Origin of the sequence: Nocardia sp. NPDC019219, assembly GCF_040632645.1 — a bacterium.
Lineage (GTDB): Bacteria > Actinomycetota > Actinomycetes > Mycobacteriales > Mycobacteriaceae > Nocardia > Nocardia sputorum.
In genome coordinates this window covers 224893-240724 of record NZ_JBEYCG010000009.1, presented here as the reverse complement: position 1 = coordinate 240724, position 15832 = coordinate 224893, and the positions used below count along the sequence as shown (strand labels likewise).

Here is a 15832-nt window from a genome sequence, read left to right as displayed (position 1 = left end):
GCCACATAGCGTTTGGGGACACCCCGGTGTCGCGGTGCCACTTCTACCGGCGTGTGTGCGATCTGCCTGCGGTGATCGACCCGCCCGAGCTGGGTCGGATCATCATGCGCTCGTCGCACGTGGGGGCACTGACCATGCCTGCGCCATTGGGTCGCGCTGTCAGAGACGTGATGCGGCGGCGGAGAGACGCGTTAGGGCCGATCGTGGCGCATCCTCGCTCGAACAGGTGGACGTATCTGATCAGGCCCGATCTGCCTGAAGACACAAAGCTATTCGCGGAGCTGTTCCGGATCAACGTGTCGATTGTCCGGGAGGGCGGAACGGTCGCGTTGCCCTCGCCCACGGCTGAGTCCGGCGCTGTCCGGCACTGGATCGAGACACCCCGAGACAGGTTCCGTCCATCCGGAATGGTTGTGGTCGACTGCATCCGTGCCTGTGGCGGTCCAGGTAGGCGTTGGGCGGTCGCTCATGTCTGACCGCACGGTCCCGCTCTCGCAGTGCCGATGGTGGAAGACGGCAGACGGCGCACCCAACGGGCAGCGCGGTTTCGTAACGCACGTCCGGTGCCCGGACAGCCGACATTGCCTGCGCCTGGTCCCGTTGGTCGACGGCACGATCGGGGAGCACGAACGCAACATCGGTGGTGTCTGCCCGTGGATCGGCTTCCGAGTGGTTGATGACCGGAGAAATGCGCGATGACTTCGCCGCTCCCGGACGATCCGGATGTGCATCTGTCGGTGTTCCTGCACGGCGCACGGTTCGACTTCGCTGCCTGTCTCACCGCTGCTCTGATGTTCGTTCAAGAGCATCGGGAACGGCACTATGTCGACGCCGTGAACGTGCTCCCTGATAGCGCTGAGGGCTGGCCCAGGTTGCCGTGTGAGCGGTTGTATGTCGAGCGATGATGGTTCCTTGCCCGGTGACCTGTGCACGCGCGACACTGACCTGTTCGGACCATCACGAGAAGGAGCCAGGCGTGGGGAATGACGAGCAGTTGACCATGGATCTCGGCGTACCCGTCGAGCAGACCGAATGGGGGAAATGGGTCGACCCTGAACGCCGCAAGGCGCAAGCCCAGAAGTTCATGGACTACGCGGGCATACGTGAGATTCCTTCGGAACCATGGCCGGAAGACTCGGCGGAGGTGAAACGGCTCAACCCAATTGTCGCGGACCTGTTCCCGGACATGGCTACCGCGATGGCTCCCGAGAACGCCGACATGGCCGACGCATTCATTTGCTTCATCGGCGAATGCTATATCAAATTCGCGGGCGCACGGTGGATTGAATGGGAATCGTCCGACGATGAATGCACTTTCTACGACAGCTTGAATCCGGCGCTCGAATGTGACACCTACGACGAGGACGAGATTTCCGCCTGGGCGCTAATGAATGACATGATCAATCATTCTTCCGATGCGTACGACGGCATGTTCTCGTACGCAGCAGCAGCGCTACGTGAGTACGCGGCCGACCACGAAGCCAAACGCGGCCAGGAAACCTAGCCCCGTGGCGTAACGACTCGACACTCACTCAACCCGACGTAGCGCAAACGGGGGGCGTGGCCAGTTATGTCGGATGGATACGACAGAGACCGCCATAACTACGACAACAATACGCGTGGCAGGATATTCGAGAACGGCACATATCGGTACTTTCGCGACCGCGAGAACGGTTACGTGCAGCAGTCGAAGAAATTCCGCGCTGCCGGTGTGTCGATCAGGTTCGACAAAATCAAGGACGTGCGCGGACTGATCTACACGATCGAAGAAAAGTCTGGCAGAATGGATTCGCCTAAAGATGAGAAGCAGCTGGAGGTTGTTCGAGCGCTTCTCGACAAGGGTGAAATACAGCAACACGTACTCCGGACCGTCGAGGGCGAATACAGGTCGCCGGAAGTGCAGAAGCTCATAGATGGTTTGGTCCGCGACTTCAAGGAAAAGTTCACGCACCAAATCATCCCCCGACACGTTGCCCGCGAGATTTGGGCGATAGGACTGCAAAGGGAAACGGGTAAACAGCTCGAATTGCCGGGTGTCCGCGAGAAGGCAGGGCAGGAAAAGGCTCAGGAGCTACAAAAGCGGCGGGATAAAATCGCGTTGCTGGCGCGAGCGCGTGCGCGAGCCGAAAAATTCGCGAAGATGCTGCGGTTCCGGGAAGCCGCTACACGCGGCCGGGCGGATGCCCCGCAAAAGATCGAACGTGATCGGCAGGCCAAAGAAGAAGCCGAGCGAGCCAGGCAAGCACGCGGAACCGATGAGCGTGCACGGGTTGAACGCACGGCTGCCGAACGAGTGGCACTGGAATTCCCGGCGCCCGATGAGTTGCAGAAACGGGAAGCCGTCGACGCTGGGGAACAGGCGGCCCGAGACGTGGCCGATGCTGCGAGCCTGGAACGGCAAGCAGCCGACGCCCGCACGGCGGAGGAAAAAGCGCGCGAACAGGCCAGCATTGAGCGTGAGGCAGCCGACAACAAGGAACGCGCGGAAGAACTGGCGCGACTGCAAGCGCGGGGAGTGCCCGCGGAAGTGGTGAAGCTTCTCGGGCTCGGGCAGGCACAACCACCGTCAGCGGCGGTGCGGGAGCCGCCTGGTCATGCGCCGGGCGTTGTGCGTGGCGGCACCGGACAAGGGCAAGAACGTGGCCGGGGAATCACCCGAGACCGGTGAAATCGTACATTCCACAACAATGGCCTTCGTCGGGGCAGACAAACGTGGACGCTTCCCATGACGGTGTCGGGTGTTCCGGTTGTTAAGAGCCACGTATTGGGCGAGAGCGCAGTAGCGCTTCGGCTGAAAATCTAGACGCCAGCCTGTTCGAGGTTGTTTATCGTGATGTGGACTATGTTCCAAAGTCGCTTGAGGCAGATATCAATCGGCTGTAGCGCATCGTTTGGAGGAATAGCGATTTGGATGGGGAAGCCGATGTCAAATTTGACGAACTCGCTCGGCTGCTGCCTGACGTCACGGCGACGTCTGAACACAATTCTCGCGAACCTGGCGCCTACGTCGAGGACGGTCCCCTCGTACGTCTCGTTTGAGTGATGCTCATATCTGAGATCGTGCTGTACCTGGATGTGGAATTCCGCGCCGTTAGTGACCAGCAAGGAATGATGCTTGTCGGCATTGACGAGTTCTCGGAGGGTTCGCAGTTCGAGTGCTTCTCCGCCGTTGTACGGCTGTATACGTTCGATGACCCTGCGGACGTGAGGCGCGAAGCGCGCCCCGTGCTCAGGCTTGAGTTCTTCGTCAACGATCGGGAATTGAATGCTCTTGATCTCTCGTTTGGAGAGTGCGCGGCCCTTCGCTTGTGGCCAGTTATTCAGTACGTGCGTGAAGATGGAGTGATCCAAGGCGGCTCGAAGATTGGTGAGGACGTCGCCTGCGATCAGGGCGAACTCGTCTGGGATTTCGGTCGATTTCGTGACATGCAAGGTGCAGGCGAACGTGTCGGCTTCCTCGTCGTAGTCCCAACGTGGTTCGTACTGGAGCGGGTCCGACTTTACGAATGCTTCCAACTCCTTCCCGAGAGCTTCAATGTGATGTCGCGCACGGCCGAGCTTGTGCCGTGCGCTCTCGATTCCCGTTATTCCCATGCCACCAAGCTTATGGATGTTGGGATGGTAGTGCACCCGGATATGACGCGGGGCGCGTGTTTCGGCGGTTTGCAGCTCGATCGGCTGGATGGTTCGTTTGAGCCCCCGAGGCGGTCGGCATCTCGACAAGAGTTCAGTTCATTTCCTTCCGAAGCGCCCACAGCTGTCGGCCCTGCTCTGGTGTGATGATCGATCGCTCACGGGCAGCCTTGATCAACTCCCGGAGCGCTTCGTCGGATCGGCTACTAACTTCAGCTTCCATTGCTCGTTTGCCGTCTTCCATCGCGGCTCGAATTCCGTCCGATGCCCGGACGTACCCCGAGTGTCCGTACAAGAGGTGGCGGCCGGGCACTGGGACGACCATTCCGATCAGTGACTCATCAGCGCTGTCCGTAATCCGGACTTGTACATTGACCGGTCCGAATCTGTCCACTTCGCCGTGGGACCGCCACCCAGCTTCGCCGCCCCTATTGGCAATTCCACCAACCAAGGTTACGGGGTCACCTACTGCCAGTGGACGCCCCTGCCGGTCGCTCCCAACCGTCACTTTGCCTTCTTCCTTCGATAGTGACAAGCTTCGCTTAGCGTACGCAGTCTCATGCGTTGAGGGACAGAGCAAATCGAGACGAGGGCCGAACGGGAAGACCCGCAGGAGACTGTCGGCCGTTCGCTCTTTGTGTTGCGCCCGAGTGCAGGCGACACGAGAGGAGTGGATGCCGGCACATCCGTGGAGTGAGTTGGGTCGATTGAGGCACTGTCACGTGACTCGCCCACAGCGGACAACTCGAAGTGGTCGCGAAATCTACCAGGCGACGGCAAACACCCCTTGGAACCCGTATACATCGGGATCAACAGAGCGGTGCGGTGCTGTGTTGTCGGGTGGGGGAGGGGTGTCCCTGGGGCCGGTCGTTGAAGTCGAGTCGTGGCGCAGGGAGGACCGCTATACGGCACTGGCAGAACACCAGGTGGATGGTGGGATCGGATCATTCGACTTGCGACACGCTAACGACACGTTTTCAGTGAATGCCGACCGGATTCGATGGGAAGAGACCGGTACTACATTCCGCCGAGTTCCGCTGCTAGTGGGCATGATTGGGAATCGTTGCTAACGGTGTGCTGGCGACGATCCGTAAAGAAAAGGTCGGGGGTTCGATTCCCCCAGGCGGCTCCAAGGACGGCCAGGTCAACGGCGGTTCCGGTCTGGTGGACGGGACTACTGCTCGGCGCGGCGGCTGGTGAAGTCGAAGGAGTCGCCGTCGATGCCCCAGGAGATGATCCGGTCGGGATGGATCCGAATGATCGAGCGTTCCTGGGGAGGGAACGGCGGTTCCTGGTCCTCGAGCGTCTCTGCCGTGCCTCGTATCTCGATGCCGCGAATCACGTACGGCTCCAACGAGACCTGCTGATCGACGACGAAAGACACCCGACTGCCTGCTTCGACGTTGCGGTACTTGCGGCTGGTGCGCATGCGCATACCGCCGATATCGATGGTGCCGTCGGCGTTCACCCGATAGCTGGTCGGGTTGTTCTGCACCACTCCGTCGGGCGACACCGTGGCCAGCCGACCGATCCCGGCCTCCGCGAGAAACTGCTGTTCATTGCTGGTAAAGGTCATGTCAGTACTCCTCAGTGAATTCGATATCAGGCGTGCCCCCGGCGATCAGCCGGAAGTTGTCCGATGTGGGAAGCGCAAGCTGTCGCTTGCCGCGTGCTCTGAGATCAGAACAGAATCAGCGCGGCGCACAGGCCGGCAATGGCAATGAACTGCAGGGTGACCCGGTACTTCAGAATGCTGTCCCACTTGTCCTGCAGCGCACGGGCATTGGGGGGAATGATGCCGCTCTGCGCAGCGGCGGTCTGCTGGGAATTGATCGGCTTGGCGATGCGGACGTAGAAGGCGAGCCAGGTGAGCAGTGCCGCCACCGTGATCCCCGCCGCGACAGCGGCGCCGATCTGCCCGGCCCACAGCGCGATCAGCAGCGTGAGCACCGCGGTGACCATACCGACCACACCGACAACCGGCATGCGCTTGTCGCCGTAATAGTGACCCCATCCCGCACTCATGGTGACGGTCGCGTCATCGAGCTTGCGGTACACGGACCGGGTGATCACAGCCACGGAGACATCGGTGCCATAGACGATGGCGTTGGAGAGAACGGCGGCGGCGGCGATGGTCTGGCCGGCGATGATGAGCATTCTCGGCTTCCCTTTCGAAATTCTATCGTCGTTAGGAACTGGAGCAACGGTAACATTGCTCGCGCTATTTTGTCTAGCCTTGCTAGATTCCAGACCGCCGCTGCCGGATCGCGCTCGGATCGGCCAGTGGAACATGCCCGTTCTGGCTGGGCGGACGCTGTCCGCCCGAGCGGCGAACGAGGGTGTCTGCCCCTTGGGGCGCCATTCAATCTAGTGGCACTAGATTGTCAAGCGGTGCTATAGTCAGCCTATGGGGATCCAGACGCGACGAGAGCGGGAACGCGCCGAACGGCACCGGCTGATCATCGACACCGCTCGGGAGTTGGCGGAGTCGCAGGGCTGGGACGCGGTGACTGTGCGCAGGCTGGCGGAACGGATCGAATACAGCCAGCCTGTGCTGTATTCGCACTTCGCGGGCAAGGACGAGATCGTCACGGCGGTCGCCGAGGAGGGCATCGCGGAGATGGCCGCGTGGAGCCGCGCGGCACTGGAGTCCGCGGGCGGCGAGCCGCGCGCTGCGTTGGCGGCGGTGGCGCGGTCCTACCTCGACTTCGCTACCGCGCGGCCCGCGCTCTACGACGCGATGTTCCTGATGAAAGTGAACCTCACGTTCGGCGAGAATGCCTCGCAGCCGCTGCGGGACGCGTTCGCCGTCATGTTCGCCGCCTTCTCACCCTTCGCGGGCGACCACGATCCGGAGACCTTCACCGAGGTCGGCTGGAGCGCCCTGCACGGCCTGGCGACCCTGGAGCGCGGCGGACGTCTGCGGCCGGCTCAACGGGACGCCCGCCTGGCGGTGCTGGTCGACCAGTGGACCCGGTAGATCGCACAAGTCGAAGGCGAGGCTCGCGTACGGCGCACACGGACCGAAGTTCAGTCGAGCACCCGGGTGAGAAGTGCGGCGAGGTGATTCCGCTCGGTGGGTGACAAGGCGTTGAGCAGGTCCTCCTGAACCGCTGAGAGAGCCGAGTCCAGTTCTTCGAGCCGCTGATGCCCTGCCGGGGTCAGGGTGATCAGGTTGCGGCGTCGGTCGCGGGGATCCGAGGTACGTGTGACGTGACCCTGCTCTTTCAGTTCCGCGAGCATCGTGTGCATGTCGCTCTGGTCGATTCCGCACCGTTGGCCGATCCGTACCTGACTGTCCGGACCGAACTCGTCGAGCGCGGCGAGGATCGCGAAATGGTAGGCGCGCCCGCCGGCCGTGGCCGTCGCCTCGGCGATGAGCCGGTGCGCGCGTGCCGCGGCCTTGCTGATCAGCCAGCTCGGTTTGCCGCGCAGGCGGGTGGGTGCTTCCTCCAGCTCCATGGGCGGAAGCTTAGTCAATTCCTTGGACTGTCCCACGAATGCCATTATCCTTGGTACACCCAAGCTTGGATGACCCAAGGAATATGGAAGGTGTAGCGATGTCACTCACTTCGGAGGAAGCGCGGGCTGCGAGTGCCCGTGTGCGCGAGCACGCCGCCGAACTCGGCGTGCGGGTCTCGGTTGCGATCGCCGACGGCGGTGGGCACCTGCTGGTTGTCGATCGCATGGATGGTGCCCCACCGCTGTCGGCTCGCGTTGCCCCGGCGAAAGCGACCAGCGTGGCGCTGTTTCACCGCGACGGCAGCGAGTTGGCGCGTCTGCAACAAGCGTGGCCCGCACTGTTCGCACAAATGGATCAGGTGGCAGGGACACCCGTCATCGCAGGCGCGGGTGCACGGTTGATACGGCGCGACGATGCCGTCATCGGTGCGCTCGCAGTCAGTGGCAGCTTGCCCGAACACGACGACCAGTGCGCGGAGGCCGGGATAGCTTGGCTTTCAGCCGCACCGACGACGTCGTCCCAGGCGAAGTAGAAGACGGAATGTCTCAAGCGAATCTCTGGACGAATTCCAGCGCGATCTCGGCCACTTCTCGCCATCCGCTGTCGATGGTGAGCGCATGCCCGCGGCCTGGGATCTCGCGGAATTCGGTGATGCCGGGGTTCTTCTGCTGCTTGCGATACTCCGCTTCGGTGATGGCGCGGGGCACGGTGTTGTCCTTCTCGCCGGACACGATCAGCAGCGGTCCGCGCTCGGGATTGTCGGTGTCGACCTTGGTCTGCGACCACGGATTCAGATTGGCGGCAGCGGCCTGGAACAGCGGCGCGCCGGGTGCGGCGACGGCGAAGGTCTCGAACAGTTGCTTGGCTTCGTCCTCGCTCACGGCGTTGGCGAAGCTGTAGCGGAACTGCTCGAAGGTCAGCGGGACGGCGCGGTGCCGGTTCGCCGGGTTGGTGAGAACCGGCGCGGCCGCCCGGAGTGAGCTGAGCGGCAGTGGCAGTACACCGCGGAACGGGGCCGGATCGATGGCCACGGTCGCCACCGACAGCCCACGGCCCGCGACGATCTGGGCCAGGAGGCCGCCGAAGGAGTGCCCGACGACGGCAGGCTTGCGCTGCAATTCGCCGATGACCGTGGCGACGTGATCGGCCACCTGGCCGACCGTTTTGCCCGCGAATGCCTCCGGATGCTCGTGCGCCGCTGCGACGGTTTGCGGGTCGTCAGGCCAGTTGGCGGCGACCGGCGCGTAGCCGGCCGCCGCGAACAGCTCCGTCCACCGGTCCCAGCTACTGGCCAGCAGCCACAGGCCGTGGATGAACACCACCGGAGTATGTCCGGTGGCGTTGGCTTTTTCGATCTGTTCGCGGGTGGTCTGGTCGATGGAAGATGTGATGCTCATGCGGTTTTCCCCTTATCGGGCGGCTTGTTCGATGATCGCGGCGACTGCCGCGGGCTGAGAGACCAGGACGGCATGCGAGGCGGTGACCTCGCTGGTGTGCGCGCCCATTCGTTCCGCCATGAAACGTTGTGCCGCGGGCGGGATCACCCGGTCCTCGGCGGAGACCAGGTACCAGCTCGGCGTTGTGGACCAGGACGCTGGACCCGACGGCTCGATATTGGTGGTGGCGGCGATGGAGCGCTGATGGGCGATCATGGTGGCGGTGGTGGCGGCGTCGACGTCCTGGGCGAATACCTCGTGGAAGTAGGCAGGTTCGACGTAGCCGTCGAGGCCGGTGTCCACCGGTTTCAGCGCCAGGGCTGGTGGCTGCAGCCGACTGCCCGGAAACCGGATCGGGTCCAGCGCGATCGCGATCGGTTCGCCCTCCCTGGGGGCGAACGCGGCGATGTAGACCACCGCCTGCACGTCGGGATCATCGACGTTGGTGATGACCGCACCGCCGTAGGAGTGCCCGACGAGCACGATGGGTCCGTCGATACTCGACAGAGTCCGCTCGACGGCCGCCGCGTCGCCGACGGGTCCACGCAGCGGATTGTCGGGCGTCACAACGCGGTAGCCGTCCGCGCGCAGCCTTGTGGCGACCCCGTCCCAGCTGGTCGTATCGGCGAACGCGCCGTGCACCAGCACGATGGTCGGCGGGGCGGATGAAGCGGCGGCCGGGGCGGTCGCACCGGCCACCGCCGCCACGCTCACCATCGCCAGCAAGGTCTTGTTCACTGCACGTCTCATGGGTGCGGCCTTCCGGTACGCGGACCGGCGTGGTCTATGGTCGCGCCGGTTTTCGTTGGGTTCGGGCGAAGTGGTCATGGTTGTGCCAGGACTCGACGGAGGAATGCGATGGCCTGGGTGATGGCGGCTTCGGCGGCATGGGTGCCACGCAGCGCGTTGAGCATGACGAAATCGTGGATGATGCCCTGGTAGCGGACCGCGGTCACCGCAACGCCCGCCTCGCGCAGCTTGTCGGCGTAGGCTTCGCCCTCGTCGCGCAGTACGTCGGCCTCGGCGGTTATGACCAATGCCTCCGGCAGTCCGGCTAGGTGTTCGCTGCCCGCGCGCAGCGGCGCGGCCGTGATCTCGCTGCGCTGGGCCGGATCGCTGATGTATTGGTCCCAGAACCACTCCATGGCGTCGCGCCGCAGGAAGTAGCCGGTCGCGAACTGCCGGTAGGAGCCGGTGTCGAACGAGGCATCGGTCACCGGATAGAACAGCACCTGCCCGGCCAACGTCGGTCCGCCGCGCTCTTTGGTCAGCAGGGTCAGCGCCGCGCTCATGTTCCCGCCGACCGAATCCCCGGCCACCGCGATCCGCGCGGGATCGAGCCCATGGCCGGCCCCTTCGTCCGCGATCCACCGCAGCGCGTCGAATGCCTGCTCGAGGGCGGTGGGGTAGCGCGCCTCCGGCGAGAGGCTGTAGTTGACGAACACCACCGCAGCGCCCACACCCGCGGCCAATTCACGGGCCAGCCGGCCATGGGTGTGGTCGTTACCGAAAACCCAGCCCGCGCCATGGATGTACAGGATCACCGGCAGGGGGCCGGTCACTGCGGATGGCCGGAATACGGTCAGATCCGGATCGGACAGCACCTCGCGGTCGGTGCCCGGTACCTCGATCTCGGGGGACTGGACCTCGTCGACGGCTTTGCGACCCTCGATCGGGCCCAGATCGAACAGAAAGGGAGGATTGGCGGTGGCCTCCACGAAGGCCTGCGCCGCCGGCTCCAGGACGGGTTTGCTCATGTGCTCTCCTGCACGAAATCGAGTAGGGACACCCCGCACAGTGCCTGCTCTCACCGCGGTCCGAATCCTTGGAACCCCCTAGTGCCGAGCGGTGTGAATTGCCGTTAGTTAACTTGTTCGCATGTTTCTCCATGGCCGGAAAGCGGAGGCCGCCGAACTCGCGGGTCTGGTGCACAACGCGGAGTCCGGGCTCAGTGCGGTGCGGGTGATTCGGGGACCTGCGGGTATCGGCAAAACGGCGCTATTGGAGCAGGTGATCGCGAACGCCTCCGGGATACGGGTCATGCGCGTGTCAGGGGTCGAGGTCGAACAGGAGTTGGGTTTCGCGGGGCTGCATCGGTTGCTGCTGCCGCTGCTGGGGGAGCGCGGTCGCCTGCCCGGACCGCAGCGCGACGCGCTGGAGACGGCATTCGGCATGCTGGCGGCCCCGGCCCCGCCGGACCAGTTCCTGGTCGGCCTGGCCGCCTTGACCCTGCTCGCCGAGGCTGCCGCCGAGCGCCCCTTGCTGGCGGTGTGTGATGACGCGCATTGGCTGGACCGCGAATCTTCGCAGGTGCTGGCGTTCGTCGCCCGGCGATTGGACGCCGAGGCGATCGTGCTGTTGCTCGGTGTCCGTGACGACGACCCGGATCCGGGATTGGCCGGGCTGCCGGAAATGCCGCTGGCGGGACTGTCCGACCCGGAGGCCGCGCGACTGCTGGAGACCGCGGGCGTCGCCGAGGTCGACCATGTGATCGCGATGCGATTGCTTTCCGAGACCGATGGCAATCCCTTGGCGATTCTCGAACTGGCGCGCGCACTCGGCGAGGGCAGTCCGATCCAGCCCGGCCTGCGCGGTCACCTCCCCTTGGACCGCCGACTGGAGGAGCGCTTCCTGCGCAGTACCCGAGCCCTGGACACGGCGACCCAGATTTTGTTGCTGGTGGTGGCCGCGGCCGCCGAGGACGATCCGGACCTGATCCGGCGTGCGTTCACCACATTGAGCTCCACGGCCTTCGACATCGCGCTGGAGCAAGCCGGCCGAGCCGAACTGCTGGTCCAGGAAACGGGATCCGGTGCACTACGCTTCCGCCACCCCTTGATCCGGTCGGCCGTCTACGGTGGCGCCCCCGGGATGAGCCGCAGGCAGATCCACGCCGCACTGGCCGAGGCCGCGGACCCGATCCGCGATGCGGATCGCCGCGCCTGGCACCGGGCCGGAGCCGTCGAGAACGCCGACGCCGAGGTCGCGGCCGAATTGGAAGCCGCGGCCGCGCGCGCCGGGGAACGCGGCGGACACCTGGCGCAGGCGGCCTTCCTGCGCCGCGCCGCCGAACTGACACCCACGGGTCCCGAACGCAATGCGCGCTTGCTCACCGCGGCCGGCGCCGCTCTCACCGCGGGTGCTCCCCACCTGGCCGAACAACTGCTCAATAAGCAGACACCGGACCTCGGCGTCGCGATCCTCGACGCCTACACCATGCGGTTGCGGGGCTTCTTGAACGTGATGCTCGGCCGCACCGGTGCGGTCCCCCTCCTCTTCGAAGCCGCGTTGGGTTTCCGCGACTTCGATGTCCGTGCCGCGCGCGACACGCTGCTCGAGGCATTCGACGCGGTCATCGTCGTCGCCCGGATCGGCTCCGGCATGAGCGCACGACGCATCGCCGAGACCGCGCTCGAGACACCGCGGGCTTCCGAGACGCCCACCCTCGCCGATCTGCTGCTCGAGGCGCACGCCGAACTGGTCGGCCGCGACTACGTCTCGGCGGTGCCGCGGCTGCGCCAGGCGCAGACGGCAATGCTCGCCGAAGGCGCGGAGAACGGAGAGGCCGCACGCTGGTTCCTGCTCGGCGCGCTGCTCGCCATCGAACTGTGGGATGTCGATGTCCTCGGTATAGCCGCCCGGCGCTACGCCGTGGCCGCCCGCGGGCGTGGCGCACTACGCGCGCTGCAAGTCGCGACACACGGCCTCGCGACCCATGCGGTGCTGTGCGGACGACTGGCCGTGGCAGCGGCGTACTACGCCGAATTCATGGATGTCGCCACCGCGATCCGCGCGGATCTGCGCTATGCCGAGAGCAGTGACGCGCTGCTGCACGGTTGGCGCGGTGACGAGATCCGCACCCTGGCCGCAGTGCGCGTGCAGGCCGGTCCCGACGCCGAGCGGCCGGGCGGGCTTCAGGTGCAGATCGCGCGCACCGCACTGGTGATCCTGCGGCTGGGCCAATGCCGGTATCCCGAAGCGCAGGAGGCGGCGTCAGTGATATTCGACGAAGACCCACCGCATTTCGGCAACATCGTGCTGCCTGATCTGATCGAGGCGGCCTGCCGCGCCAACGATACGCGCGTGGCCGGGCAGGCGCTGCGACGATTGACCGAGCGCGCCACCGCCAGCGGAACGCCCTGGGCCAGAGCGGTTCTGACGCGCAGCCAGGCCCTGTGCGCCGATGGCCCGGCAGCCGAAGCGCTGTACCTCGAGGCGCTGTCCCTGCTGGAATCGACGCCGCTGATCCCTGAACTGGCGCGTACCCGCTTGCTCTACGGCGAATGGCTACGGCGTCGGCGCCGCCGCCGCGCCGCCCGCGACCAACTCCGCGCCGCCCACGAGACATTCCTCGACATGGGCGCCACCGCGTTCGCCGAACGCGCCCGAGCCGAACTGTCCGCGACCGGCGAAGAACCCCGCCGACGCAACCCCTCGACCCTCTACGATTTGACCGCTCGCGAACTGCAGGTAGCCAATCTCGCCGCGTCCGGCATCACCAACCAGCAGATCGCCGCCGAGTTGTTCCTCAGCACCGCCACCGTCGAGTACCACCTGCGCAAAATCTTCCGCAAGCTCGGCGTCACCTCACGGCGGGAACTGCGGCACCAGCTTTGAACGGAGCGCCACCTCAGGCCGTCGGCCAGTCGATGCCTTCCGCACCGCCTGCACGCCGGGCGTCAAAGTCCTGGACGGCGGGCGCCGCGGCGCCGGGGACGCAGCTGGTAGAGGCGGTACCAGGCCAGCGCGAGGAAGATGGCGCCCAGCCCGGCGACTACTCCCATATCCAATAGCCACGTGCCGAGGGTGTGTTTCCACAGGGGGTCGGGGGCGCCCTCGTGCGGGGAGAGGGTGTCCAGGTCGACGGTGGCGGCTCCCGCGCCGAAGCCCCACCGTGACGGCGACAGGTAGGACAGTTGCTCCAGAACGGGTGTGCCGGGTAGCCGCACAAGACCACCGGTGAGCACCAGTTGCGCCATCGACAACACGATCAGCAACGGCAGCGTCTTCTCCGACGTGTTCACCATCACCGACACCAGCAAGCCCAGCGCCAGCGATGCGATGCCGAGCATCGCCATCGCAAGGATCAGCTCCAGTTCGGCCGAGGTGAACAGACCTTTCGCGGGCATGCTCACACCGATGGTGCCGATCACGAACAACACTGCCGCCTGCAAGGTGGTGATCACGCCGAGGACCAGGAATTTCGACATCAGATAGACGCCGCTCGACAAGCCGGCCGCGCGTTCTCTGCGGTAGATCGTCTGTTCCTTGACGATCTCGCGAATCGCGTTGCCGGTGCCGACGAAGCAGGCGCCGAATGCCAGGATCATGAGCTTGGTCGGGGCATCGACGTTGCTGCCCGGCGCCCCGGCGAATCCCTCGCCTGACGGCACCGCGGCGATCAAACCGCCGAGAATCAGCGGCATCACGCCGAGCAGCGCCAGGTAGCTTCGGTCCGAGGCGATCACCGCCAGATAGCGCCTGCACAGCGTGCTGAGCTGGCTGAGCTTGGACTGGGGCGCGGGCGGCGGCGCCGGTGGCCGCACTTCCGCCGGACCGACATCGTCGGTGAGCCCGACCGCCACGTAATCCTGGAAGCGTGAGGAAGCCTGGAATTCTCCGGCCCAGTCGCGGTCCTCGTCGCGGTCGAATGCCTGGAACACCTCGGCCCAGCTGCGCTGCCCGAAATACTGCAATCCCTCCGCGGGAGGCCCGTAGTAGGCCAGCCGTCCGCCGGGCACCAGAACCAGCAAGCGGTCGCAGGCATCGAGATTCGCGACGCTGTGTGTGACGACGATGACGGTGCGTCCGTCATGCGCCAGCTCGGCCAGCATTTCCATGACCGTCTTGTCCAGGCCGGGATCGAGACCGGAGGTCGGTTCGTCGAGGAACAACAAGGACGGTTTGGTCAGCAACTCCAGCGCGACGCTGACGCGTTTGCGCTGCCCGCCCGAGAGCTTATCGATGCGGGTGTCGGCGTGCCGTGCCAGGCCGAGTTCCTCGAGGACCTCGTCGACCCGCTGCTCCCGCTCCTCGCTCCGGGTGTCACCGGGGAAACGCAGTTCGGCCGCGTACAGCAGGGCGCGCCGCGTCGCGAGCTGGCTGTGCAGGATGTCCTCCTGCGGAACCAGGCCGATCCGGTGCCGGAGCTCGTCGTAGTCGCTGTAGAGGTCGCGTCCGTCGTAGCGGACCGTCCCCTCCGTCGCGGGCCGCAAGCCGGTGACCGCGCCGAGCAGGGTGGACTTGCCCGCGCCACTGGGTCCGATGACGCCCACGAGTGAGCGCTCCGGGATCGGGAAGCTCACCTCGTCGAGCAGCACCTTGCCTTCCGCGGTCCGCACCACCAGGTTCTGCACCGAGACCGACACGTCGCCGGTGTCGACGAACTCGCGCAACTCGTCGCCGACCAGCCGGAAGGTGGTGTGCCCCATGCCGACCAGATCGGCCTCCGACAGTTCCACGGACTCGACCCGGGAGCCGTTGACGTAGGTTCCGTTGTGGCTGTCGAGGTCGACGATCCGGTACCGGCCCGCGCCGATCACCTGCAGTTCGGCATGATGGCGGGAGACCATGAGATCGGGCACGACGATGTCGTTGTCGGCGGCGCGCCCGATCCGCAGCGTGCCCGTGGTGATCCGGACGACCGCGCTGGGCGGCGCTGCCGCCGAGGACGCTCGCGAAACCCGCCGGGGCAGGGCGGAATGGAACTTGGTGACCGTCGCTTCGTCGTCGAGGGCGTAGCCCGGATCACGGACGACCATCGTGTCGCCACCGGGATCGCCGTCGGTCGCGGGGCCTGCCGGTGATTCCAGTGAGCAGCTCAGCTGCTCACCGTCCATGGCGTGACCTAACTGGAACGTCTCGTCGTGGTCGATCACCATCCGGTCGACCCGGTGACCGTCGAAGAAGGTTCCGTTGAGGCTGTGCGCGTCCTCGATCTCCCAGCCGTCCGATCCCCGCTCCAGGACGGCGTGCAGCGAAGAAACACGGGGATCGGTGACGACGATATCGGCGGCCGGATCGCGGCCGATATTGTATGAACCTCCGGCGCGAAGGCGATAGACGCGTTCTCGTGTCTGCACCACGAGAACCGGCGCTTCGGGGAATTTCGTGGAGGATCCTTCACCCGCCATTACGCGAGTATACGACTCCGCCACACTGTCGCCGCAATAGTCGGACACCCGCGATATCGTCGCGAGAGCGCCGGTCCCGGATCTTGTGATCGTGTGAAAAACCCAGCTCCACCTGCGCAGATAATCTGGAAGAAGCTAAGTGCGCGACGCCGATCCCGGGGGAATAA

Annotated in this window: 14 protein-coding genes; 6 read left to right on the top strand and 8 right to left on the bottom strand. The window is 65.2% G+C overall.

Annotated features, from left to right (window positions below):
* Positions 1-695 precede the first annotated feature (695 nt).
* The 3 genes from ABZ552_RS19130 (at position 696) to ABZ552_RS19120 (ending at position 2668) form a co-directional block, all read left to right on the top strand.
* The gene (locus tag ABZ552_RS19130; protein ID WP_280294631.1) at positions 696-905 is read left to right on the top strand and encodes a hypothetical protein; all 210 of its coding nucleotides are present in this window, start codon (positions 696-698) and stop codon (positions 903-905) included.
* Between the two features lie 71 nt (positions 906-976).
* On the top strand, positions 977-1504 hold the full coding sequence (locus ABZ552_RS19125) for a hypothetical protein (RefSeq protein ID WP_357438667.1): 528 nt from the start codon (positions 977-979) through the stop codon (positions 1502-1504).
* 66 nt (positions 1505-1570) lie between these two features.
* On the top strand, positions 1571-2668 hold the full coding sequence (locus tag ABZ552_RS19120) for a hypothetical protein (protein ID WP_357438664.1): 1098 nt from the start codon (positions 1571-1573) through the stop codon (positions 2666-2668).
* Positions 2669-2799: 131 nt separating this feature from the next.
* On the opposite strand, the gene ABZ552_RS19115 is transcribed toward ABZ552_RS19120, so the two are convergent.
* The 3 genes from ABZ552_RS19115 to ABZ552_RS19105 form a co-directional block, all read right to left on the bottom strand.
* Positions 2800-3594, bottom strand: a complete 795-nt coding sequence (locus ABZ552_RS19115; protein ID WP_357438661.1) for a hypothetical protein — start codon at positions 3592-3594, stop codon at positions 2800-2802.
* Between the two features lie 1213 nt (positions 3595-4807).
* Positions 4808-5209 carry a PPOX class F420-dependent oxidoreductase gene (locus tag ABZ552_RS19110; RefSeq protein ID WP_357438658.1) on the bottom strand — a complete coding sequence of 134 codons (402 nt, stop codon included), beginning with the start codon at positions 5207-5209 and terminating at the stop codon, positions 4808-4810.
* 104 nt (positions 5210-5313) lie between these two features.
* Positions 5314-5790, bottom strand: a complete 477-nt coding sequence (locus ABZ552_RS19105; RefSeq protein WP_357438655.1) for a DUF1772 domain-containing protein — start codon at positions 5788-5790, stop codon at positions 5314-5316.
* Positions 5791-6040: 250 nt separating this feature from the next.
* On the opposite strand from ABZ552_RS19105, the gene ABZ552_RS19100 reads away from it, so the two are divergent.
* A complete protein-coding gene (locus tag ABZ552_RS19100) occupies positions 6041-6613 on the top strand; it encodes a TetR/AcrR family transcriptional regulator (protein ID WP_281876948.1) in 573 nt (190 codons plus the stop codon).
* Between the two features lie 50 nt (positions 6614-6663).
* On the opposite strand, the gene ABZ552_RS19095 is transcribed toward ABZ552_RS19100, so the two are convergent.
* Positions 6664-7095, bottom strand: coding sequence for a MarR family transcriptional regulator (locus ABZ552_RS19095; RefSeq protein WP_281876949.1), 432 nt, complete (start codon positions 7093-7095; stop codon positions 6664-6666).
* A gap of 38 nt (positions 7096-7133) precedes the next feature.
* On the opposite strand from ABZ552_RS19095, the gene ABZ552_RS19090 reads away from it, so the two are divergent.
* Complete coding sequence (locus ABZ552_RS19090; protein ID WP_357438651.1) at positions 7134-7628, top strand: heme-binding protein; 495 nt, start codon at positions 7134-7136, stop codon at positions 7626-7628.
* A 13-nt stretch (positions 7629-7641) separates the two neighbouring features.
* Here ABZ552_RS19090 and ABZ552_RS19085 read toward each other — a convergent pair whose 3' ends face one another.
* The 3 genes from ABZ552_RS19085 to ABZ552_RS19075 all read right to left on the bottom strand — a co-directional run bounded on the left by ABZ552_RS19085 (position 7642) and on the right by ABZ552_RS19075 (position 10289).
* On the bottom strand, positions 7642-8493 hold the full coding sequence (locus tag ABZ552_RS19085; protein WP_281876951.1) for an alpha/beta hydrolase: 852 nt from the start codon (positions 8491-8493) through the stop codon (positions 7642-7644).
* Positions 8494-8505: 12 nt separating this feature from the next.
* Positions 8506-9282 carry an alpha/beta hydrolase gene (locus ABZ552_RS19080; RefSeq protein WP_281876952.1) on the bottom strand — a complete coding sequence of 259 codons (777 nt, stop codon included), beginning with the start codon at positions 9280-9282 and terminating at the stop codon, positions 8506-8508.
* 74 nt (positions 9283-9356) lie between these two features.
* A complete protein-coding gene (locus tag ABZ552_RS19075) occupies positions 9357-10289 on the bottom strand; it encodes an alpha/beta hydrolase (RefSeq protein WP_281876953.1) in 933 nt (310 codons plus the stop codon).
* A gap of 121 nt (positions 10290-10410) precedes the next feature.
* Here ABZ552_RS19075 and ABZ552_RS19070 point away from each other — a divergent pair, with 121 nt between their 5' ends.
* Positions 10411-13149, top strand: a complete 2739-nt coding sequence (locus tag ABZ552_RS19070; protein WP_281876954.1) for a LuxR family transcriptional regulator — start codon at positions 10411-10413, stop codon at positions 13147-13149.
* A gap of 62 nt (positions 13150-13211) precedes the next feature.
* Here the strand turns inward: ABZ552_RS19070 and ABZ552_RS19065 are convergent, their stop codons facing one another.
* On the bottom strand, positions 13212-15665 hold the full coding sequence (locus ABZ552_RS19065; RefSeq protein ID WP_357438646.1) for an FHA domain-containing protein: 2454 nt from the start codon (positions 15663-15665) through the stop codon (positions 13212-13214).
* Positions 15666-15832 lie beyond the last annotated feature (167 nt).

Bases quoted from the DNA above. Each gene is read 5' to 3' on its own strand.
- ABZ552_RS19130 (WP_280294631.1), top strand. From the start codon at position 696: ATGACTTCGCCGCTCCCGGACGATCCGGATGTGCATCTGTCGGTGTTC.
- ABZ552_RS19120 (WP_357438664.1), top strand. From the start codon at position 1,571: ATGTCGGATGGATACGACAGAGACCGCCATAACTACGACAACAATACG.
- ABZ552_RS19115 (WP_357438661.1), bottom strand. From the start codon at position 3,594: ATGGGAATAACGGGAATCGAGAGCGCACGGCACAAGCTCGGCCGTGCG.
- ABZ552_RS19110 (WP_357438658.1), bottom strand. From the start codon at position 5,209: ATGACCTTTACCAGCAATGAACAGCAGTTTCTCGCGGAGGCCGGGATC.
- ABZ552_RS19105 (WP_357438655.1), bottom strand. From the start codon at position 5,790: ATGCTCATCATCGCCGGCCAGACCATCGCCGCCGCCGCCGTTCTCTCC.
- ABZ552_RS19100 (WP_281876948.1), top strand. From the start codon at position 6,041: ATGGGGATCCAGACGCGACGAGAGCGGGAACGCGCCGAACGGCACCGG.
- ABZ552_RS19095 (WP_281876949.1), bottom strand. From the start codon at position 7,095: ATGGAGCTGGAGGAAGCACCCACCCGCCTGCGCGGCAAACCGAGCTGG.
- ABZ552_RS19090 (WP_357438651.1), top strand. From the start codon at position 7,134: ATGCCATTATCCTTGGTACACCCAAGCTTGGATGACCCAAGGAATATG.
- ABZ552_RS19085 (WP_281876951.1), bottom strand. From the start codon at position 8,493: ATGAGCATCACATCTTCCATCGACCAGACCACCCGCGAACAGATCGAA.
- ABZ552_RS19080 (WP_281876952.1), bottom strand. From the start codon at position 9,282: ATGAGACGTGCAGTGAACAAGACCTTGCTGGCGATGGTGAGCGTGGCG.
- ABZ552_RS19075 (WP_281876953.1), bottom strand. From the start codon at position 10,289: ATGAGCAAACCCGTCCTGGAGCCGGCGGCGCAGGCCTTCGTGGAGGCC.
- ABZ552_RS19070 (WP_281876954.1), top strand. From the start codon at position 10,411: ATGTTTCTCCATGGCCGGAAAGCGGAGGCCGCCGAACTCGCGGGTCTG.
- ABZ552_RS19065 (WP_357438646.1), bottom strand. From the start codon at position 15,665: ATGGCGGGTGAAGGATCCTCCACGAAATTCCCCGAAGCGCCGGTTCTC.